The following is a 20,207-nucleotide window of genomic DNA, read 5'->3' as shown; positions in this document are numbered from 1 at the left end:
GTGGTGTGCGTCGGCCCCCTCGTTCCGGCCCGGCACGGCATGCTCCCGTCCGCTGCTGACGCTTGACGATGGTCCGGCCGGCCGGTCGGGACCCGGCGGTCGGCTCCGCACTCTGTCGTGGTCCTCGGAGTCGGCCGCTGCGGGGGCTGCCCGTCGTGGGGCGCCGGCGCGCGGGGACCCGCCTGAAGGACAGGGCGCTGCGGCCGATCATAGGCCGCGACGACAACACGCGGTGACCGCCGCCAGGGTGATTCGCCCGCTTTGTGATCATGAATGGCGGTACGTGCGGACGCCCCCGGTGCACATCACATGATGTGCGCCAGGGGCGCGTGCGCCGAAGCCGCGCCCCTGGGCGCCGGTCGCGCGCCGGATTCGGAGCGGAGCGGGCCGGGAGCCCGGGGGCGGAAGAGGCCGTCGGGGGTGATGGAGGAGAGGGCGGAAGAGATAAGAGGGCGGAGAGGAGAAGGGGGCGGAGAGAAGAAGGGGGAAGACGGGCGGGCTCAGGCCAGCGAGGCCGTGAGGGTGATGGTGGTGCCGGTCAGGGCCTGGCTGACCGGGCAATTGGCCTTGGCGTCCTCGGCGGCCTTCACGAAGCCGGCCTCGTCCAGCCCGGGGACCTCGCCGACGACGGTCAGGTGGATGCCGGTGATGCCCGTGCCGGGCTGGAACGTCACGTCGGCCCGGGTGTCCAGCTTGGTCGGCGGGGTGCCGGCACCGGCCAGGCCGTGCGAGAGGGCCATCGAGAAGCACGCCGAGTGGGCGGCTGCGATGAGCTCCTCCGGGCTGGTCCTGCCGTTGGGGGCCTCGGCGCGGGACGGCCAGGAGACGGGGTACTCGCCGATCCCGGAGGAGGCGAAGGTCACCAACCCCTTTCCGTCGAGGAGGTTGCCCTCCCACGCGGTGGTGGCGGTGCGGGTGGTTGCCACGATCGGTTCCTCCAGTACTGAGGGAGTGTTCGAACGGTCACGTCCGGTCATGCACGCCCCAGCCTACGGGCAGAGCCCTCCCGGCCCGGTGCGTCACGCCGCCGGGGCCGGGCGGAGCACCGGGTCGCCGTCCGGTCCGGTTCGGTCCGGCCCGGCTCACCGTCCGGCCCGGCCCGCCGTCCGGATCGTGGACGGTTCCGTCCGACGGTGCGGGACCGGAGCGGGGCCCTGTTAGATTTGCCCGGGCCCGAGCCCGGCCGCCGTACGGTCGGGCGCCCACTGCAGACACCGGGAGCCGCCCCGATGACGGACCACTCCACGACCCCCGACGCCGGCCTGACCGAGGGGATCGACGACGCCGTACGGGCCGAGCTGACCGGCCTGCGCGAGAGCATCGACAACATCGACGCCGCGGTGGTCCACATGCTGGCCGAGCGCTTCAAGGCGACCCAGCGGGTCGGCCGGCTCAAGGCCGAGCACAAGCTGCCGCCGGCCGACCCGGCGCGCGAGCGGGACCAGATCAAGCGCTTGCGGGAGCTGGCGGCGGGGGCGAAGCTGGACCCGGTCTTCGCCGAGAAGTTCCTCAACTTCATCATCGCCGAGGTCATCCGGCACCACGAGGCCATCGCCCGCTCCTGAATCCCCGGGTCCGAGCGGCCCCGGGCCCGAGTGCCCCCCGGGGCCTCCGGCGATGTCGGCGGCGGCTAAATGACCGATTTCGTCAGGCTCCACGGTTGGCGTAGCGTGCAGGTTTCCCCAGCCGGAGAGGTGGAGCAGCGACGATGGCGGTGAACCTGCCCGAAACGCCGAGCGGAACCGGAGTTCCCGGCGATTCCGCGTCGAACGCCCACGCGGTGCCCGGCGGTCGCGCCGAGGCCCGCCGCCGGGCGCGCGGTTCGCGGGGCCGCAAGGCCGGCGGTTCGGGTCGGCGGCCGCGGCCGTGGTGGATCGAGCTGCCGGTGATGGCGGCGGTCGGCCTGGTGGTCGCACTGCTGATCAAGACCTGCCTGTTCCAGGTGTTCACCATCCCGTCCGGCTCGATGGAGAACACCCTGCGGATCGGCGACCGGGTCGGCGTGAACAAGCTGGCGCCGCTGACCGGCTGGGAGCCGGAGCCGGGGCAGCCGGTGGTGTTCAAGGACCCGGGGGGCTGGCTGCCGCCGCAGCCGAGCGATCCGAACCCGGTCACCAACGCCGTGAGCTCGGTGCTCAGCTTCGTCGGCCTGGTCCCGCCGAAGGACGACAACTACCTGGTCAAGCGGGTCATCGCGACCGGTGGGCAGACCGTGCAGTGTGAGGGCAGCACGCTGAGCGTCGACGGACGGAAGGTCGACGAGCCGTACCTGCACCCCGGGGACGACTCCTGCGCGGGGCTGGACTTCGGGCCGGTGAAGGTGCCCTCGGGCTACATCTGGGTCGAGGGCGACCACCGCAGCGACTCCGCGGACTCCCGCTACCACCAGCACGGCCCGGGTGGTGGCGCCGTGCCGGTGGACGACGTGGTCGGCCCGGTGTCGGCCGTCGTGTGGCCGCTCAATCACCTCGACTGGTTCGGCTGGACCGGCCGCTGACCCCACGCTCGGCGGTCACCCGGTCACCCGGTCACCCGGTCGGCAGCCTCGGCCCCGGCGGCCTCGGCCCCGGCACCCTCGGGCCCGTCGGCCTCGGATCCGGCAGCCCCGGGCCCGTCGGCCCGTGGACCCGCGAACACCTCGACCGTCCCGGCTTTCGAACCCGTGCCCGCGCCCGCCCCCGTGCCCGCCTCCGCGGGTTTGCTCGCCTGGGCCGCGAAGGCGCCGGTCAGCACCAGCAGGCCCCCCGTGATCTGCGGCAGCCCGAGGTGTTCGCCGAGCAGCACCCAGGCCGTCACGGTGGCGACCACGGCCTCCAGGTTGGCGACCACCCCGGCGATCGGCGGCGAGAGGTAGCCGACCGAGATCACGCCGGTGACATAGGCGAGCACGGTCGCGATCAGGACCATCCACACGGCCGGGAGGAACGCGGGCAGGGTGTGCCCGTTCATCACCACCGACCCGCCGAGCCGGCTCCAGTCGGCCTGCCACGGCCGGGTGAGGGCGGTGAGCAGCACGGCGCCGATGAGCAGCCCGAACGCGCTGACGGCGAGCGGGTCGACCGGGCGCTCGCCGTGCCGGCCGGCGTCGGCGAGCACGAAGTAGCCGACCTGGCACAGGGCCGCGCCGAGGGCGAAGAGCACGCCCAGCGCATCGAAGCCCAGGCCGTTCCAGACTTCGACCACGCAGGCCAGCCCGGCCACCGCGACGCCGGCGCCGACGGCCGCGCCGCGGGTGATCGGCTTGCGCTGGACGAATTTGACGTAGCCGATGAGCAGTGGCGGCCCGAGGTACTCGATGAGCAGGGCGACGCCGACCGGGATGCGGGAGATCGCCGCGAAGTAGCAGGCCTGGACGCCGGCCACGGCGAGCAGGCCGAAGCCGAGCAGCAGGCCGGGGCGGCGCAGGACGGCGTCCCGGTGCCGGTAGGCGACCGGGAGGAGCGCTACCGCCGCCCCGGTGACCCGGAGCCACACCACGTGCAGCGGGGAGAGCCCGGCCTCGATCAGCGGTTTGGCCGCGGTGCCGGAGCCGCCGAAGGCGACGGCGGAGACCAGCGCGAGGCCGAGGCCGAGGGTTCTGCCCGAAGGGAGGGTGGGCGAGGCCGTTGATCTGTGCACCGCCGCATTGTGACAGTCATACCGGTGATCGGGTAAGGCGCCATTCCGTCATTCGGTCCTGCTCCCGACTGTGCGCAATGGCGTAATCACCGGCTCCGGCACGGCCCCGTGACCGTGCCGGTCCCCGTCGGCCGTCAGCCGTCGGTCACCGGCCCTCAGCCACCGGTCGCCGGCCGCCAGCAGTCGGCCGTCAGCCACCGGCCGAGGCGCCCGCCCCCGTGAGCGCGTCCGCCCCTCCGGTGGGCTGGGTGGTCGGCCGGCTGGTCGGGGGCGCGGTCGGCTGGGTGGTCGGCGTCGTCGGCGTCGTCGGCTTCGAGGTGGGCCGGGGCGGCCGGGTGGGCTGGGTGGTCGGCTGGCTGGTCGGCGGAGCCGTCGGTGCGGTGGTCGCACCGCCGTCGGTGCCGCCCGGCGAGGTCGAGCCGTCGCCCGGCGCCGTGGTGGGGCCGGTGCTCGGGGCGCCGGTGGGGGCGCTCGTCGACGGGGTGCCGCTCGGCGTGCTCGGGGCGGTCGGCAGGTCGGTGGCGCCCGAGGAGTCGCCGCCGGCCGGGGTCGGGAAGTCGCCGACCGGCTGACCCTTGAGCGCGGCCTTCATGTAGCTGGTCCAGATCTGGGCCGGGAACTGGCCGCCGGCCGCGCCGTCGATGCCGCCGACGCCGCTCAGGCTGACCTGGGCGCCGGTGCCCGGATCCTGGCCGAACAGGGCGACCGAGGTGACCAGTTCGGGGGTGTAGCCCACGAACCAGACCGACTTCTGGTCGTCGGTGGTGCCGGTCTTGCCGGCCACCGGGCGGCCGAGCGCCTTCGCCCGCCAGCCGGTGCCGCCCGGGTCGCTCACCACACCCTGGAGCATCGAGGTGACCTGGTTGGCGGTGTCCTCGCTGATCGCCTGGGTGGTCTTGTGCGCGGGCAGTGCCACGTTCTCGCCCTCGCGGTCCACCGACTGCACCAGCCAAGGGGTGATCTGCTTGCCGCCGTTGTCCAGCGTGGCGTACACGCCCGCCATGTCGAGCACGCTCGGGGTGGCCGCGCCCAGCGGGATGGACGGTACCGGGTCGAGCCCCGGGATGTTGCCGGGCAGGCCCATCGCGACGGCGGTGTCCTTGACCTTCTGGAGCCCGGTGTCCTGCGCGAGCTGTGCGAACGCCGAGTTGACCGACCAGTCGGTGGCCTGCTGGAGGCTGATCTGGCCGTAGCTCTTGTCGCCCTCGTTCGGCGGCGCGTACGGGGTGCCCTTGCCGCCGCGGACCTTCCGGCCGCTGGTGCCGTCGTAGACCGTGTGCGGGGTGATGGTGCGGCCTTCCTGGGTCTTGGCCTCGTTCTCGAAGGCGGCGGCCAGCGCGATCGCCTTGAAGGTCGAGCCGGCCTGATAGTCGCGCCGGGTGGCGTTGTCGACGTAGTGCTTCACGTAGTCGACGCCGCCGTAGAGGGCGACGACCGCGCCGGTCTTCGGGTCCACCGAGGCGGCGCCGGCCTGGGCGGACGCGTCCTTCTTCCGCTTGTCCGGGTTCAGGCTGTCGTGCAGCTGGGCCTGGACGGAGTCCTGGAGGGCCTGCTGGCGGGCCGGGTCGATGCTCAGCTTGATCGTGTAGCCGCCCTTGGCCAGCTCGGTCTCGCTGATCACCCCGCTGGAGGTGAGGTACTGGGTGGCGGCGTCGACCAGGTAGCCGGCCTGGCCGGACAGGCCCGGGTTGGGCTGCGGGTCCCGGACGTCCGGGAAGGTGGTCGCGGCCCGCTCGTCCGCGGAGAGCCAGCCCTCCTTGACCATGCCGTCGAGCACGTAGTTCCAGCGGTTGACGGCGTTCTGCTTGCCCGCCGCGGTCGCGGTGGCGACGTCGTACGCGCTCGGGGCGTTCAGCAGGGTGGCCAGGTAGGCGCCCTGGGCGGCGTTGAGGGCCGACGCGTCGATGCCGAAGTACGCCTGGGCGGCGGCCTGGATGCCGTAGGCGCCGCGGCCGTAGTAGGAGGTGTTCAGGTAGCCGGAGAGGATGTCGTTCTTGCTCTCGGTGGCGTCCACCTTGATGGCGATGAACAGTTCCTTCACCTTGCGGGTGATCGACTGCTTCTGGCTCAGGTACGTGTTCTTCACGTACTGCTGGGTGATGGTGGAGCCGCCCTGGGTCCCCTGGCCCTTGGCGGTCTTGATCGCGGCCCGGGCCAGGCCCTGGACGTTGACCGCGCCCTCGTTGTAGAAGTTCCGGTCCTCGGCGGCCAGCGCGGCGTGCTGGGCGGCGGGGGAGACCTTGTCCAGGGAGACGTTCTGCCGGTTGGTCTGACCGGTGCGGGTGAGCACCGAACCGTCCGAGTAGAGCCAGGTGTTGCTCTGGGCGGTCGCGGCGGCGTGCGCGTCCGGCACCTTCACCAGGGTGATCCCCAGTGCGAACAGGCCGATGCCGAGCAGCAGGGCCGTGCCGAAGCCGAGCAGGGTCATCCGCCAGGTGGGTATCAGCCGGCGGATGCCGGTGCGCTTCGGGCGACGCGACTTCCTGCCGCCGGATCCGTCGGAGCCGCCGGTGCGGCCCGACCCGCCGGCCGGGCCGGTGGAGCGCTTGAACCGCTTGACCGGGCGGAGGCTGATCGACGGCGTGCTACGGCCGCTCTGGGCGTTTCTGGACAATGCGCGGCCTTTCCTGCGGGCGCATCGAGGCAGCCGGCACGGACGGGGACATCGGCGGTTGGGGACCTTTGTCCCGATTCAGGTTCTACTGCCCTGGACGAGCAGAATGGGCCGGATGGCTCCGGTGAATCGCCGATCGAGACCGACATCACACACAAATCGGACGTCGGAGGCCAAAAAATTGAGGAGCCCCTCGCTGTTGCGAGAGGCTCCCCAACTGTCTGTGCGCCGCCAGGGACTCGAACCCCGGACCCGCTGATTAAGAGTCAGCTGCTCTAACCAACTGAGCTAGCGGCGCTTGCTGACCTGGAAAACAATACACGCTTCCGGGGAGTGCCTCGAACCGGCCGCGGGTCACCCCCGAGCCAGCCGGGCAGTGGCTGCCCGACCTGCCCCTTTCCTTCCGGTTGGTCCGGAGTTCGCCGCTGGTTAGGGTGGAACGGTGCCCCGCCTCCAGCCCGGCCACCGCACCGCACGGACGGCGGTCGCCACCCTGCTGCTGCTCAGCGCCGTGGCGTACACCGCCTGGGTGCTGGAGGTCGTGCTGAGCACCGGGCTCGACCCGGTGCAGGCGTACATCAGCGAACTCGCCGCCGAGGACCAGCCGCTGGGCGGCCTGTTCCGGGCCACCGACCTGGCCGCCGGACTCTGCCTGCTCGCCGCCGCCGGCACCGCCCTCGCCACCGGGCGGGTCGGGGCCTCCCGCCGGCACCGCTGGGCGCTGGCCGGCTGGTCGGCGCTGGCCCTGTTCGGCGCCGCGACCGCCGCCGACTCCAGGCTGCCGCTCAGTTGCGCTCCCACCAGTGACGAGATGTGCGCCGCCCGGGAGACCGCCGGGCTGGTCCCCGCCACCCACACCGCGCACGCCGTCACCAGCAGCCTCGCCATGGCCGGGGCGCTCACCGCGCTGGTCTCGCTCACCGTGGCGGCCCGCCGCTACCGCTGCTGCCCGGGGGTGCGCCGGTTCGGGCCCTGGCTGCTGGGTGCCGAACTGCTCGCCACCGGCTGGAGCCTCGCCTCGATCGCCGCCTTCCAAGCCGGGCGCGGCACCTGGGCGCTCGGGGCCGGGCAGCGGCTGCAGGTGCTGCTGGTCGCGCTCTGGCTCGGCCTGCTGGCCCTGGACGTCGCCCGCTCCTCCCGCGCGGGCGCGCCCGACCCGCCGGGCGGGAGCGCCGGGGACGGGGAGCGGCGCCCTCCGGCCGGGCCGCTCCAGGAGCGGAGGCCGGCATGAGTACTCCCGGAACGCGGACCGCCGGCCGGGCGCGCTTCCTGCGCGTCGACGGCGTCCCGCTGCACGTCCGCGTCGAGGGCAGTGGCCCGGTCTGCCTGCTCTCCGGCGGCCTCGGCAGCAGCTGGTTCGACTGGGACCTGGTCGTCCCCTTCCTCGCCCCGTACCGCACCGTGGTCCGCTTCGACCGGCCCGGCTACGGGCTGAGCGCCCCCGAGCCCGCCACCGGGCGGCCCGCGCCGACGGCGGCCGGCGAGGCCGGACGCATCCGGGCGGTGCTCGACGGCCTGGGGCTGCGGGAGCCGTGCACCGTGGTCGGGCACTCGCTCGCGGGCTTCCACGTGGAGGCCTTCGCCCGGCTGCACCCCGAGCGGACCGCCGGGCTGGTGCTGGTGGACGGCAGCGTGGAGGCGGCGGCCCGGCCGTACCCGGCGCCCGGCGCGCGCGACCTGGCGGCCCGGGCGGTGGCCGGCGCCGCCACCGCCCTCGCCGTCCCGTACCTGCTGGGCCCGTCCGTCCGCCGGGCGACGGCCCGGCTGTCCACCGTCCGCCGTGAGGACCTGGCCCCGGCACCGCTGGTGCGGCACTGCTACCGCACCGGGCGGGCCCTGCGCGCGCTGCTGCGGGAGAGCGGCCGCTACCTCGACATGGCCGCCGAGCTGGACGGGCTGCGGAGCACCCGGCCGCTGGCGGAGGAACTGCCGGTCACCGTGCTGGCCGCCGACGACGGCTGCCGGACCCGCCGCACCGAGGAGTGGCTGGCCCGGCAGCGGGAGCTGGCGGCGCTGCTCGGGGCGGACTTCCGCACCACCGCCCCGGCCGGGCACCTGGTGATGTTCGACCGCCCGGACGCGGTGGCCTCGGCCGTGCTCGACACCCGCTGAGCGGTCCACCGGGGCCGGAAACGCCTCAGGCCGCCCACCGGAGTGGACGGCCTGAGACCTTGCCATGTGCGCCGCCAGGGACTCGAACCCCGGACCCGCTGATTAAGAGTCAGCTGCTCTAACCAACTGAGCTAGCGGCGCCTGCTGACGTCGAAGACTTTACACGGCGCCGACCGGTTCCACCGAATCGTGTTCGAGTGATCACTCTGTGCAGTTTCCTCCGGGGTCCGGGTGGTGGCAGGCCGCACTGTGGTCCGCCCCCGGCGCGCCGCCGACCAGGGCCGGCCGTTCCCGCTCGCAGCGGGCCCGGTCCGCCGGGGACGTCAGCCCGGCGTAGCGCGGGCAGCGGGTGCGGAAGACGCAGCCGGTGCGGCGCTCGGTGGGCGGGGGAGGGTCGCCGGCCAGCAGGACGCGGTCGCGGGCGCGTTCGGCGGCGGGGTCGGGGAGCGGGACGGCCGACAGCAGGGCGCGGGTGTACGGGTGGCGGGGGCGGTCGAAGACGGCGGCCACCTCGCCCTGCTCGACCGTCCGGCCGAGGTACATCACGCTGACCCGGTCGGCGAGGTGCCGGATCACCGAGAGGTCGTGCGAGACGAACAGGTAGGACAGGCCCAGCTCGGCCTTGAGCGCCTGGAGCAGGTTGAGCACGCCGGCCTGGATGGAGACGTCCAGCGCGGAGACCGGTTCGTCCAGCACCAGCAGGCCGGGCCGGACGGCGAGTGCCCGGGCGATGGAGACGCGCTGGCGCTGGCCGCCGGAGAACTGGTGCGGGTAGCGGACGGCGTGCTCCGGATCGAGGCCGACCTGGCGCAGCAGTTCGGGCACCCGGCGGGCGATCTCCTCGCGCGGGGTGCGCTGGGCGAGCAGCGGTTCGGCGACGATGTCGCCGATCGGCATCCGGGGGTCCAGGCTGGCCATCGGGTCCTGGAAGACGATCTGCACCCGGGCGCGGAGCCGGTGGGCCTCGGCCCGGGTGAGGGCCGCGGTGTCCCGGCCGAACAGTTCGATCCGGCCGGTCTCCGGGGCGCCGAGCCGCAGCAGCTCGAACAGGGTGGTGGACTTGCCGGAGCCGGACTCGCCGACCAGGCCGAGGGTCTCGCCCTCCCGCAGGTCCAGATCGACGCCGTCCACCGCGTACACCTCGCCGACCTTGCGCTTGAACACGGTGCCCTTGAGCAGGGGAAACGTTTTTCCGAGTCCGCTCGCCGACAGCACCGGCGTCCGGGTGGAGCGGTCGCCGGGGCCGACGGCGGTGGAGGGCAGCTCCGGGACGGGATAGACCTCGGCCGGCGCGGGCCGCCGACCGGCGAGCTCCGCCGAGCGCACGCACGCCGACAGGTGGCCGTCCGCCCCCTCCAGGGCGGGCTCGGCCGTGGCGCAGCGCTCCTGCGCCAGCGGGCAGCGCGCCGCGAACGGGCAGCCCGGGGGCAGTTCGGCCATCGGCGCCGGGGTGCCGGGGATCGGTACGAGCGGACCGCCGCGCCCGTCCAGCCGGGGCAGCGCGCCGATCAGACCGAGCGAGTAGGGGTGGCGGGGGGCCGCGAACAGTTCGTCGACCCCGGCCGTCTCGACCACCCGTCCGGCGTACATCACCGCGACCCGGTCAGCCGTTCCGGCGATCACCCCGAGGTCGTGGCTGACCAGGACGAGGGCCGCGCCGGTCTCCCGCCGGGCGGTGCGCAGCACGTCCAGGACCTGGGCCTGGATGGTGACGTCGAGCGCGGTGGTGGGCTCGTCGGCGAGCAGGATGTCGGGTTCGTTGGCGACCGCCATGGCGATCATCGCGCGCTGGCGCATGCCGCCGGAGAACTCGTGCGGGAAGCTGTCCAGGGCCCGGTCGGGCGCCGGGATGCCGACCAGGTCGAGGAGTTCGGCGGCCCGGCGGCGCGCGGCGGCCTTGTCCACCCGCTGGTGGATGCGGACCGCCTCGGCGATCTGGTCGCCGATCCGGTAGACCGGGGTGAAGGCGGAGAGCGGGTCCTGGAAGACCATGGCGATCCGGCGGCCGCGGATCGCGGCGAGCTCCCGGCCCGGCAGCCCGACCAGTTCCCGTCCGTCCAGCCGCACCGAGCCGCTGACGCTCGCCGTGCCGGGCAGCAGCCCGAGCACGGACAGCGCGGTGACGGACTTGCCGGAGCCGGACTCGCCGACGATGCCGAGGGTTTCGCCGCGCCGCAGGGTGAGGTCCACCCCGCGGACGGCGGGGACCGGGCCGTCGGGCCCGGCGAAGTCCACCCGCAGGTCCCGGACGGCGAGCAGCGGGGTTTCGACGGTGGTGGTCACGGGTGCTTCCTACGGCCGGCGGAGCGACGGGTACGGGGCGAACGGCGGGGCGCGGCCCCGGAGGTGGGGTCGAGCGCGTCGCGCAGCCCGTCCCCGATCAGGTTGACGGCGAGGACGAACAGCACCAGCAGGACGGCGGCGAAGTAGAACAGCCAGGGGAACACCGGGGCCTCACCGGTTCCGGCGGCGAGCAGGGTGCCGAGCGAGACGTCCGGCGGCTTGACCCCGAAGCCGAAGTAGGAGAGCGCGGTCTCGCTCATCACGGCGCCGCCGACCGCGATGGTGGCGTCGATGATGAGGAAGGAGGCGACGTTCGGCAGGATGTGCCGGCTGATGATCCGCAGCGGCCGAACTCCCATGAACTGTGCGGCGCGGACGAATTCGCGCTCGCGCAGGGAGATGGTCATCGAGCGGACCACCCGGGCGGTGATCATCCAGTTGAACAGGGCGAGCAGCAGGACGAAGGCGATCCAGCCGGCGCCCTTCAGCCGGGCCGAGACGATGGTGATGATCAGGAAGGCGGGGAAGACCAGCAGCAGGTCCACCAGGAACATCAGCGCCCGGTCGGCCCAGCCGCCGAAGTAGCCGGCGCAGGCGCCGACCACGGAGGCCAGCACGGTGGAGAACAGCGCCACCAGCAGGCCGATGACCAGCGACTTCTGCAGGCCGCGGACGGTCTGCGCGAAGACGTCCTGACCGACCCCGTTGGTGCCGAACCAGTGCTCGGCGGAGGGGGGTTGGTGCAGTGCGGAGAAGTCGGGAGTGGCGTAGTCCCAGGGTGTGAGGTACGGGCCGCCGAAGGCGAGCAGGAACAGCAGCAGGACGACGACGGTCCCGGCGACGGCGCCGCGGGCGGCGAGCAGCCGCTTGAGCACGAGCCGTCCGCGACCGGTGGCCCGGGGGCCGGTGGTCGGGGCGGAGGGATCGGCGACGGTGGTGGTCATCTCAGGTCACCTCCGGTCAGGACCGCACGCGCGGGTCGAGGGCGGCGTGCAGGGTGTCGGCGAGGAAGCCGGAGGCGAGGACGACGGCGGCGGTGAACAGGTTGACGGCCACCACGGAGTTGACGTCCTGTTCGTTGATCGACTGGATCAGCCACTCGCCCATGCCGTGCCAGCCGAAGATCGTCTCGGTGAAGATCGCGCCGGTGAAGATGCCCAGGAAGCTGTAGGCGAACATGGTCGACATCGGGATCACCGCGGTGCGCAGCCCGTGCTTGAGCAGCGCCCGGCCGCGGGTCAGACCCTTGGCCTCGGCGGTGCGCAGGTAGTCCGATCCGAGCACGTCGAGCATGGTGCCGCGCTGGTAGCGGCTGTACGTGGCGAGGCCGCCGAGGGCCAGCGAGATCGTGGGCAGCAGCAGGTGCAGCGCCCAGTCGGCGAGGTGGGTGCCGAGGCCGCCGGTGAGCCCGGGGGTCTCGTAGCCGGTGAACGGGATCACCTCGTGGCCGACCGCGTCCTTGGCGGTGATCGCGCCGTTCTTGAGGAACAGCGCGACCAGGAAGACCGGGGTGGAGAGCAGTACGAAGGACAGCACGGTGAGCAGCCGGTCGGAGACCCGGTACTGGCGCACCGCGCTCCAGGCCCCGGCCGCGACGCCCAGGACCATGCCGAGCAGGCTGCCGATCAGCAGCAGGCGCAGCGAGACCCAGACCCGGCGGCCGAAGTCGTCGGTGACCGGGGTGTCGTGGATGGTCCGGCCGAGGTCGCCGTGGAGCAGCCCGCCGGCCCAGTGGCCGAAGCGCTCGACGACCGGGGTGCGGTCGTTCAGGTTGAGCGCGGCGAGCTGGCGTTCGACCGACTCGGCGGCCGGGCGTGGGACCTTGGCGTCGAAGTAGGTGCGTGGCTGCAGGGCGGTCGCGGAGATCGCGTACGCCAGGAAGACGGCGGCGATCAGCAGCACCGCGTAGTAGCCCAGGCGTTTCGCCAGGTAGCGGAGCATCAACGGCCGCCCGCTGCGGTGCGGGTGGGGCCGACGCGTCTGGTGGGCATCGGTTGGCCTTCGGTCCGGGCCCGTTCGGGCGTCAGTCGGGTGGTCTGGCAAGGGAGTTGGGAAAGCGCAGGTCAGAGTGAAGCACCGGGGCACTGGGCTGGTGTTGCGTCCGTGTTGCCGTGTGTGACTTCTGGATCAGACGTGCGCTCCTCCCCCTGGTGGTCGGTCTGATCCGCTGTTACGTTCTGCTCGCTCGATGCCGAATTGGCTGCCCACGCTCAAGCCTTGTCACACCTCGCGCGCCCCACATCCCGTCATCGATCCCAGGGGACCCTCATGGACGCTTCCACCACGGCCGGCCGTCTCGGCCGGGCGGCCGCCCTCGCCGTCGCCGTCGCGCTCGCGGTCACCGCGTGCACCTCGGGCGGGGGTGGCTCCGTCGACGGCGCGGCCAGGAGTGAGCCGCCGGGGCAGGGCTCCAACGACCTCAACCCCAAGCCGCTGGACCAGATCAAGGACGGCGGCGAGGTGCGCTTCCCGCTGTACCAGTGGATCACCCAGTGGAATCCGCTGCAGGTGGACGGCTACTACGGTTCCGCGGTCTCGATCATGCGCAACCTGGAGCCTTCGCTCTTCACCACGGACGCCGCCGGCACCTTCCTGCCCGACCCGGACTACCTGGTGGACGCCAAGGTCACCTCGACCTCGCCGCAGGTGGTCACCTACAAGCTCAACCCCAAGGCCAAGTGGTCGGACGGCAAGCCGCTGAGCTACCTGGACTTCAAGGCCGACTGGCAGGCCGCGAGCGGCAAGGACCCGGCGTACAACCTCTCCGACCCGTCCGGCTACGAGCAGATCTCCGCGGTCGAGCAGGGCGCCGACCCGAGCGAGGTCAAGGTCACCTTCGCCGAGCCGTACGCCGACTGGCAGAACCTGTTCCGCCCGCTGATGCCGGCGGCCGGCATCTCCACCCCGGACGACTTCAACAAGGGCTGGGTGGAGAAGATCCCGATCACCGCGGGCGCGCTGAAGGTCGGCACGGCGGACAAGACCGCGCAGACCCTGACCCTCGTCCCGGACCCGGCCTGGTGGGGCACCAGGGCCAAGGTCGACAAGGTCACCTTCCGGGTGATGTCCCAGGCGGCGACGACCCAGGCGTACCTCAACAACGAGATCGACTACGCCGCGGCCGGCACCGCCACCGCGTACGGGCAGCTCAAGAGCGCCAAGGACACCGTGATCCGGGCCGCCAGCCCCTGGGACGAGGTGCACATCTCCTTCGGCGGCACCGGCGCGCTGGAGGACCGGAAGGTCCGCCAGGCGCTCGGCAGGGCGCTGGACCGCTCGGCACTGATCAAGATCGCCAACAACGGGGTGCCGGTGGAGTTCAAGCCGCTCGGCAACCACATCTTCATGCCCAACCAGACCGGGTACCAGGACACCTCCGGCGACTGGGCGAAGTTCGACCCGGCCGCGGCCAAGAAGCTGCTGGACGAGGCGGGCTGGAAGGAGTCCGGCGGCCAGCCGCGGACCAAGGACGGCCGGCCGCTGGAACTGCACTGGGTGCTCAACGACTCCACGCCGCAGGCCCAGATCGACCTGGCCACCGCGGCGGTGGCGATGTGGCAGGCGGTCGGGGTCAAGGTCAGCCTGGACAAGGTGGCGGCCAACGACTTCTTCACCAAGTACGTGAACCCGGGCAAGTTCGAGATCGCGAGCTGGCGCAACACCGACTCCTTCCCGCTGTCCAAGAGCCTGACCAACTTCCGGCTCCCGGTGGGCGACAACAGCTTCAGCAACCCCTCGCGCCTGGGCAGCCAGGAGATCGACGACCTGCTGAAGAAGGCGGCCGGGACGGTCGACCCGCAGGAGGCGGCGAAGCTCTACAACCAGGCGGACGCGAGGATCTGGGAACTCGGCCACACCGTCGAGCTCTACCAGCGGCCGGAGGTGGTGGCGACCCGCAAGGGCCTGGCCAACTACGGGGCCTTCGGCCTGGCGAGCGAGGACTACAGCAGGATCGGCTGGGAGAAGTAGCCGCCGCCGGGACGGGACGGGCCGCACGGCAGGCGCTGGCGAGCAGCGCGGTGATCACGAGGCCGGTGGCGCGGACGCGGGAGGATCGGCTCTGCCGCCCCCGCTGTCCCGCCACCCGCCTTGACCTTCCGCGTTGCCCACAGGCCGCCCGTGTCATGGGGCCCGGCAGGGCCCGCGCTCTTCCAACCGGGGAAGAATCTAGCGGCGCGCCGGTCGCCCGCCGGGCAGCGCGCGGGGCGCGCCCGGAAACCCGCCGCACTGTCACCCGGTTCGCGCACCGGAGCGTCAACTGGGGCTGACGGCAAGGAAAAAAGGGACATTCAGGGCCATCGTGACCGGCGGCGCGCGGGGTTCTCGCCACGCGCCCGAGCGTGCACACCTGCCCGGCCCGAGTGTGCGCCTGCCCTGCCCTGCCCGGGCGTGCACTTGCCGTGCCGGTGCGTGCACACCTGCCGCGCCGGTGCGTGCACCGGGCCGGAGGCGCTGCCAGGATGCGCGGGACGACTCCCCTCCCGACTCCCGGAGCAGCTCCGATGGTCAGTGACCCCGCGGCCGCGGCACCCCCCGGCCACCCCGTCGACCCGCCGCCGGTGCGCCGGATGGTCCCGCGCGACCGGCACGAGCCGCATCGGGTCGCCACCCCGCTGGAGCTCTTCTTCGACCTCTGTTTCGTGGTCGCGGTGGGCCAGGCCGGGCGCGAACTGGCCCACTCCCTGGCGGCCGGGCACTACGGCGAGGGCCTGCGCGGCTACACGCTGACCTTCTTCGCGATCTGGTGGGCCTGGATGAACTTCACCTGGTTCGCGTCCGCGTACGACGTCGACGACGTGCCGTACCGGGTCACCACGCTGGTGCAGATCGCCGGGGTGCTGATCCTCGCCGCCGGGGTGCCGCGGCTGTTCGCCACCCAGGACCTGACGCTGGCGATCGTCGGCTACGTGGTGATGCGCCTGGCGATGGTCACCCAGTGGCTGCGTGCCGCCGCCGGCGAACAGGGCCCGGCGCGCCGGGTCGCGCTGGGCTACGCGGCGGGGATCACGCTCTGCCAGGTCGGCTGGGTGGTGGTGCTGTTCCTGCCGCCCGGCGTCCGGTCGTACGTCATCCCCGTCGGGGTGCTGTGCGAGCTGGCCGTGCCGGTGATCGCCGAACTGCGGATGCGGACCTCCTGGCACCCGCACCACATCGCCGAGCGGTACGGGCTGTTCACCCTGATCGTGCTCGGCGAGACGGTGGCGGCCGCGACCGTCGCGGTGCAGTCGGCGGTGGACGAGCACGAGGGCCTGGGCCGACTGGTGCCGGTCGCGATCGGCGGGCTGCTGATCTGCTTCTCGGCCTGGTGGATCTACTTCGCCCGGTCCGTCCACGAGCACCTGCGGTCCAACCGGCAGGCACTGGTCTGGGGGTACGGGCACTACCTGGTGTTCGGCTCGGCGGCGGCGATCGGCACCGGGCTGGAGGTCGCGGTGGAGTCGGCGGTGCACAAGGCGCACATCTCGGAGACCGCCGCCACCGCGACGGTCACCGTGCCCACCGCGCTCTACCTGTTCACGGTCTGGTTGCTGCACTCCCGGCACACCAAGCGGGGCGCGGTGGCCCAGGCTGTGGCGCCGACGGGGGCCGTGCTGGTGCTGGCCTGCACCGCGCTCGGCGGCTCCGGGGTGCTCGCGGCGGGCCTGGTCTGCGCGCTGATGGTCGTGGTGGGCGTGCTGATCCACGGCCGGGAGAGCAGGCGGGCGGGCGTCGGCGGGCCGGGTGCCGGCAGCGCGGATGCCCGCTAGCCCCGTCCCTCACACCTCACTCGGGAGAGTGAGGACCGGGCGCCTGAACCGGCAGAGTTCGGAGGAGGGCCGGACCCGCCCCGACCTCCGCATCGTGAGATTCCGAGGCCATCGCCAGTCGGCTGTCGATCGTCACGTCCAGGTGCGGAGCCTCCGGCCAGCCGCTCACCACCTCCCGGACCATCGTGAGGAAGTCCCCCGTCCGGGGATGGACGGGGTGGGCGGGGTGGGCGAGGTAGACGGTGGCGCCGGGGGCGTCCGAGACCGGGAGGAAGCGGACGCCCGGATGGCCGTGGCTCTCCGCGGTGCCTTCCGCGCCGAGGCCGAACGCACCGCCGGTGGCGATGAGGTTCAGCCACTCGTCCACGTTGCCCACCTCGACCGTCCCGGCCGGGCGCTGCTCCGGGGGCCACAGGTCCGGTGAGGCGGTACCGACACCCGGCCACAGGGCCAGCGGGAGGTCCTGGCGGACGGTGAGTTCGGCCAGCAGCACCCGGTCCCGGTCGGCAAGGGGGTGGTCGTCGGACACGGCCGCGACCTGGCCTTCCGTGTAGAGGGCCTCGGTACGGATGCGCGGATCGGCGGGGACGGTGCGGAGCACTGCCACGTCGGTGTCCCCGGTGGCGAGGCCTGCGGTGCTGTTGTCCCGCCGGACCACGTCGAGCGGGGCGTGCGGGTACGTGCGGCGCCACGACCGGAGCAGCGGGACGGTCTGCTGCCCGAGCACCGCGCAGGTGTAGCCCAGCCGTAGGGGGCGGGAGATCGTCCGGGCCTCCGCGAGGGCCGCATCCAGGTGGGCGAGGATCGCCCGGGCGTGTTCGAGGAGGGTGGTGCCGGCCTGGGTGAGGGCCAGGTGCCGGGAGGAGCGGTCGACGAGCCGGACGCCGACGCGGGTCTCCATCTGGGCAAGCGTGCGGGAGAGGGCGGGCTGCGTCATGTGCAGCCGGGCCGCGGCGGCGGTGACGGTGCCCGCCTCTGCCAGCGCGGCCAGGGCCCTGAGGTGACGCAGTTCCACATCATCCATGCCCGCAGAGCATAGTCCCTGCCCAAGCGGCATTTCCGGGGACGGGGCGTGATCCGTAGTGTCACAGGTACCCGGGGCCGTTCCCGGGATTCGGTCCCGAGACGTGATGGACGGTGTGGGTCATGAGGATTCTTCTGGTCGGTGCGAGCGGAACGCTGGGCAGTGCGGTGCGCCGGGCGCTCGCGGAGCGCGGCCACGAGGTGATCGGCGTGGGCCGCACGGGCGGGGACCTGGTGGCCGATGTCACCGACCCGGAAGCGGTGGCCAGGCTGTACGCGCAGGCGGGCCCGCTGGACGCGGTCGCGGTCGCGGCGGGCGAGGCCGTGTTCAAACCGCTCGGCGAGCTGACCGCCGACGATGTCGCGGCGACGTTCCGCGGCAAGGCGCTGAGCCAGTTGGAGCTGGTCCGCCAGGGCGCCTCCCAGGTGGCCAGGACCGGCTCGTTCACGCTGGTCAGCGGGATCCTCACCGAGGAGCCGATCGTGGCCGGGGCTGCCGCCTCCGCGGCGAACGGTGCCGTCGAGGCGTTCGTACGAGCCGCCGCGATCGAACTCCCGCCCCAGCGGATCAACGCGGTGAGCCCGACCGTGGTCGAGGAGTCCCTGCCCGCCTACGGGCCCTTCTTCCCCGGCATGGAGGCGGTGCCCGCCGCCCGGGTGGCGACAGCGTACGTCCGCTCGATCGATGGCTCGCAGACCGGCCAGATCTACCGGGTCCGCTAGAAGAAGCCGGGCCGGGTCCGCGATTCGGTCACCGCGAAGTGCGGGACTGGCCGACCCGCTCCAGCAGTACCGGCTCGTGCCGGGCCAGCCAGTCCAGGTAGGCGGGGTTCACCTTGGCCAGATCCAGGTAGGCGGCCCGCAGTTCGCCGTAGAGCGCGTCCAGCGCGGGCGGGCTGAGCACGCGCGGACGCCAGGTGAACAGAAGCCGGACGGTCAGCGGGTCCCCGTGCACCGGGCGGACCACCGTGCCGGGCCCGGGCAGCGAGGTCGGCTGGCAGGGGCGGACGGCCTCGCCGGAGGCGACCAGCTCGGCGGCGGTGGCGTTGTCCCGCACCTGCACCACCCGGGGGTTGAGCCCGGCCTCGCTGAACACCCGGCGCATCGCCGCGTACTCGTGGTCGGCGGTCGGGTCGACCATCCAGGTGTCCTCGGCGAGGTCGGCCAGGTGGACGACCGGCCGGGCGGCGGCCGGGTGTCCGGCCGCGAGTGCGACGAACTGCGGCTCCCTGGCCATCAGCACCCGCTGCTCGGCGTCCGGCGGCACCCGCAGCGGGAAGCCCTCGCTCTCGTACACGAAGGCCACGTCCAGCTGGTCGGCGGCGACCATCCGCAGCAGCGCGCTGGCCGAGACGTCCACGTGGATGGTGGTGTCGGTGTCCGGCAGCCGCTCGTGCACCCGGCGCAGCCAGGCCGCGACCGCCCGGCTGCCGACGCTGCCGATCCGCAGCCGCCGTTGCCGGCCGGGCCCGGCCGCGTCCCGGGCCTCCTGGCGGGCGGCGGCCACCAGGGCGGCCATCTCGGTGATCACCGGCCGGGCCCGGGAGAGCACCGAGTGACCGAGCGCGGTCGGCCTGCTGCCGGTCTGCTCGCGGGTGAACAGGGTGCCGCCGATGGCCCGTTCGATCCGGTGCAGCTGGGTGGTGAGGGAGGGCTGGGTCATGCCGAGCTGGAGCGCGGCCTTGCGGAGGCTGCCGCTGTCGGCGATCGCGCACAGCACCCGGAGGTGTCTCACGTCGAGCTCCACGTCCGGAGCATAGACGCCGCCGCACCGCCTCGCCAAGGACATGACAGGCATTCAAGGGCGTGCCGAAGGGCCGGTCGGCGGACCGACCGGCGGACCGACCCGACGCGGCGCGCGGCGGACCCGGCCGCTATGCGGCCGAGCTATCGCCGGTTGGCATCATCCGCGAGGGCCCCGGGCGGGTCGAAGCTCGGGGACAGCAACCCGCCCCGGTCGCCACCGGGACGGCCCCCACCGTGCACCGCCCCCGGGCCCGGCCCCCACCGGCCCCGGTGCGGCGGCGCACCGCGAAACCGGAGCCCCGCATGAAGCGATCCGTGCTGTCCGCCGCCCTGGGCCTGGCCCTCGCGGCCGGCCTCGCGACCCTGCCCGCCACCGTGGCCGCCGCGGCCCCGGCCGCCCCGGCCGCCCCGGCCGCCGTCCAGGGCTACACCCCCTCGACGTACGCTGGCTCGGCCGCGGAGACCGCGGACAACCAGGCCTTCTTCCACGCCGTGATGGCCTCGGCCAAGGCCCGGCAGGCCGCGAACCCGTGGCTGCTGACCGTCACCGTCACCTACGACACCGCGAACGCGCCCTCCTTCACCGGCCAGATATCCCAGGCCGCGCAGATCTGGAACAGCTCGGTGCGCAACGTGCGGCTCCAGGAGAGCAGCGGCAACGGCGACTTCTCGTACTACGAGGGCAGCGACAGCCGCGGCTCCTACGCCAGCACCGACGGCCACGGCCACGGCTACGTCTTCCTCGACTACCAGCAGAACCAGGAGTACAGCTCGCTCCGCGTCACGGCGCACGAGACCGGGCACGTGCTCGGCCTGCCCGACGACTACTCCGGCCCGTGCAGCGAGCTGATGTCGGGCGGCGGCCCCGGCCCGTCCTGCACCAACCCGTACCCCGACGGCAACGAGCGCGGCCAGGTCGACTCCCTCTGGGAGAACGGCCTCGCGGCGCGGAACTGACGCGGCCCGCAGGCGGGTTCGGAGCGGCGGGGGGGCCCCCCGGGCTCCGGGGGGCCCGCCCCCCCCGGGCGGGAGGAGTGTGTTTAAAACAAAAGAACGCCGCCCAC

At 73.2% G+C, this 20,207-nt stretch carries 16 protein-coding genes and 2 tRNA genes; 8 read left to right on the top strand and 10 right to left on the bottom strand.

Translation table 11 applies throughout. From position 1 onward, the window contains the following. Positions 1-500: 500 nt before the first annotated feature. Complete coding sequence (locus ACWGJO_RS10085) at positions 501-926, bottom strand: OsmC family protein (RefSeq protein ID WP_387691777.1); 426 nt, start codon at positions 924-926, stop codon at positions 501-503. Positions 927-1,229: 303 nt separating this feature from the next. On the opposite strand from ACWGJO_RS10085, the gene ACWGJO_RS10080 reads away from it, so the two are divergent. Further along, positions 1,230-1,565 (top strand): chorismate mutase, encoded by a 336-nt coding sequence (locus tag ACWGJO_RS10080; protein WP_359901835.1) that lies wholly within the window; start codon positions 1,230-1,232, stop codon positions 1,563-1,565. A 143-nt stretch (positions 1,566-1,708) separates the two neighbouring features. Continuing rightward, the gene (gene lepB / locus ACWGJO_RS10075; protein WP_452182993.1) at positions 1,709-2,497 is read left to right on the top strand and encodes a signal peptidase I; all 789 of its coding nucleotides are present in this window, start codon (positions 1,709-1,711) and stop codon (positions 2,495-2,497) included. Between the two features lie 23 nt (positions 2,498-2,520). Here the strand turns inward: lepB and ACWGJO_RS10070 are convergent, their stop codons facing one another. The 3 genes from ACWGJO_RS10070 to ACWGJO_RS10060 form a co-directional block, all read right to left on the bottom strand. Further along, positions 2,521-3,618, bottom strand: coding sequence for an EamA family transporter (locus ACWGJO_RS10070; RefSeq protein WP_452182992.1), 1,098 nt, complete (start codon positions 3,616-3,618; stop codon positions 2,521-2,523). Between the two features lie 190 nt (positions 3,619-3,808). Beyond that, a complete protein-coding gene (locus ACWGJO_RS10065) occupies positions 3,809-6,232 on the bottom strand; it encodes a transglycosylase domain-containing protein (protein WP_452182991.1) in 2,424 nt (807 codons plus the stop codon). 224 nt (positions 6,233-6,456) lie between these two features. Further along, positions 6,457-6,530: transfer RNA gene (locus ACWGJO_RS10060), tRNA-Lys, on the bottom strand. Positions 6,531-6,674: 144 nt separating this feature from the next. Between ACWGJO_RS10060 and ACWGJO_RS10055 the strand changes: the two genes are divergently transcribed. Next, positions 6,675-7,463 carry a DUF998 domain-containing protein gene (locus tag ACWGJO_RS10055; RefSeq protein ID WP_452182990.1) on the top strand — a complete coding sequence of 263 codons (789 nt, stop codon included), beginning with the start codon at positions 6,675-6,677 and terminating at the stop codon, positions 7,461-7,463. Beyond that, entirely contained in the window at positions 7,460-8,344 is an 885-nt protein-coding gene (locus ACWGJO_RS10050) for an alpha/beta fold hydrolase (protein WP_452182989.1), read from the top strand. The genes ACWGJO_RS10055 and ACWGJO_RS10050 overlap by 4 nt, the downstream gene beginning before the upstream one ends. A 67-nt stretch (positions 8,345-8,411) precedes the next feature. Here ACWGJO_RS10050 and ACWGJO_RS10045 read toward each other — a convergent pair. The 4 genes from ACWGJO_RS10045 to ACWGJO_RS10030 form a co-directional block, all read right to left on the bottom strand. Continuing rightward, positions 8,412-8,485, bottom strand: a tRNA-Lys gene (locus ACWGJO_RS10045). Positions 8,486-8,545: 60 nt separating this feature from the next. Continuing rightward, on the bottom strand, positions 8,546-10,627 hold the full coding sequence (locus tag ACWGJO_RS10040) for an ABC transporter ATP-binding protein (protein ID WP_452182988.1): 2,082 nt from the start codon (positions 10,625-10,627) through the stop codon (positions 8,546-8,548). Further along, positions 10,624-11,571: an ABC transporter permease gene (locus ACWGJO_RS10035; protein WP_452182987.1), complete on the bottom strand. Its 948-nt coding sequence runs from the start codon at positions 11,569-11,571 to the stop codon at positions 10,624-10,626. The genes ACWGJO_RS10040 and ACWGJO_RS10035 overlap by 4 nt, the downstream gene beginning before the upstream one ends. Positions 11,572-11,587: 16 nt before the next feature. Then, on the bottom strand, positions 11,588-12,568 hold the full coding sequence (locus ACWGJO_RS10030) for an ABC transporter permease (RefSeq protein ID WP_452182986.1): 981 nt from the start codon (positions 12,566-12,568) through the stop codon (positions 11,588-11,590). 327 nt (positions 12,569-12,895) lie between these two features. Between ACWGJO_RS10030 and ACWGJO_RS10025 the strand changes: the two genes are divergently transcribed. Then, the gene (locus ACWGJO_RS10025) at positions 12,896-14,596 is read left to right on the top strand and encodes an ABC transporter family substrate-binding protein (protein ID WP_452182985.1); all 1,701 of its coding nucleotides are present in this window, start codon (positions 12,896-12,898) and stop codon (positions 14,594-14,596) included. Positions 14,597-15,129: 533 nt separating this feature from the next. Beyond that, a complete protein-coding gene (locus tag ACWGJO_RS10020) occupies positions 15,130-16,374 on the top strand; it encodes a low temperature requirement protein A (RefSeq protein ID WP_452182984.1) in 1,245 nt (414 codons plus the stop codon). Between the two features lie 16 nt (positions 16,375-16,390). On the opposite strand, the gene ACWGJO_RS10015 is transcribed toward ACWGJO_RS10020, so the two are convergent. Beyond that, on the bottom strand, positions 16,391-17,398 hold the full coding sequence (locus ACWGJO_RS10015; protein WP_452182983.1) for a LysR family transcriptional regulator: 1,008 nt from the start codon (positions 17,396-17,398) through the stop codon (positions 16,391-16,393). Positions 17,399-17,520: 122 nt separating this feature from the next. Here ACWGJO_RS10015 and ACWGJO_RS10010 point away from each other — a divergent pair, with 122 nt between their 5' ends. Further along, positions 17,521-18,120, top strand: a complete 600-nt coding sequence (locus ACWGJO_RS10010) for a short chain dehydrogenase (protein ID WP_452178080.1) — start codon at positions 17,521-17,523, stop codon at positions 18,118-18,120. A gap of 28 nt (positions 18,121-18,148) precedes the next feature. Here the strand turns inward: ACWGJO_RS10010 and ACWGJO_RS10005 are convergent, their stop codons facing one another. After that, entirely contained in the window at positions 18,149-19,144 is a 996-nt protein-coding gene (locus tag ACWGJO_RS10005; RefSeq protein WP_452182981.1) for a LysR family transcriptional regulator, read from the bottom strand. Positions 19,145-19,446: 302 nt separating this feature from the next. On the opposite strand from ACWGJO_RS10005, the gene snpA reads away from it, so the two are divergent. Next, entirely contained in the window at positions 19,447-20,100 is a 654-nt protein-coding gene (snpA, locus tag ACWGJO_RS10000) for a snapalysin (protein WP_452182979.1), read from the top strand. Positions 20,101-20,207: the final 107 nt, after the last annotated feature.

It is taken from the genome of Kitasatospora sp. NPDC054795 (genome assembly GCF_053611565.1).
Note: the sequence above shows the minus strand (reverse complement) of the source record. Positions and strands in the feature narration are given on the sequence as shown.

Coding starts and splice junctions, on each gene's coding strand:
- ACWGJO_RS10020 (WP_452182984.1), top strand. CDS start 15,130: ATGGTCAGTGACCCCGCGGCCGCGGCACCCCCCGGCCACCCCGTCGAC.
- ACWGJO_RS10015 (WP_452182983.1), bottom strand. CDS start 17,398: ATGGATGATGTGGAACTGCGTCACCTCAGGGCCCTGGCCGCGCTGGCA.
- ACWGJO_RS10025 (WP_452182985.1), top strand. CDS start 12,896: ATGGACGCTTCCACCACGGCCGGCCGTCTCGGCCGGGCGGCCGCCCTC.
- ACWGJO_RS10080 (WP_359901835.1), top strand. CDS start 1,230: ATGACGGACCACTCCACGACCCCCGACGCCGGCCTGACCGAGGGGATC.
- lepB (WP_452182993.1), top strand. CDS start 1,709: ATGGCGGTGAACCTGCCCGAAACGCCGAGCGGAACCGGAGTTCCCGGC.
- ACWGJO_RS10030 (WP_452182986.1), bottom strand. CDS start 12,568: ATGCTCCGCTACCTGGCGAAACGCCTGGGCTACTACGCGGTGCTGCTG.
- ACWGJO_RS10050 (WP_452182989.1), top strand. CDS start 7,460: ATGAGTACTCCCGGAACGCGGACCGCCGGCCGGGCGCGCTTCCTGCGC.
- ACWGJO_RS10035 (WP_452182987.1), bottom strand. CDS start 11,571: ATGACCACCACCGTCGCCGATCCCTCCGCCCCGACCACCGGCCCCCGG.
- ACWGJO_RS10010 (WP_452178080.1), top strand. CDS start 17,521: ATGAGGATTCTTCTGGTCGGTGCGAGCGGAACGCTGGGCAGTGCGGTG.
- snpA (WP_452182979.1), top strand. CDS start 19,447: ATGAAGCGATCCGTGCTGTCCGCCGCCCTGGGCCTGGCCCTCGCGGCC.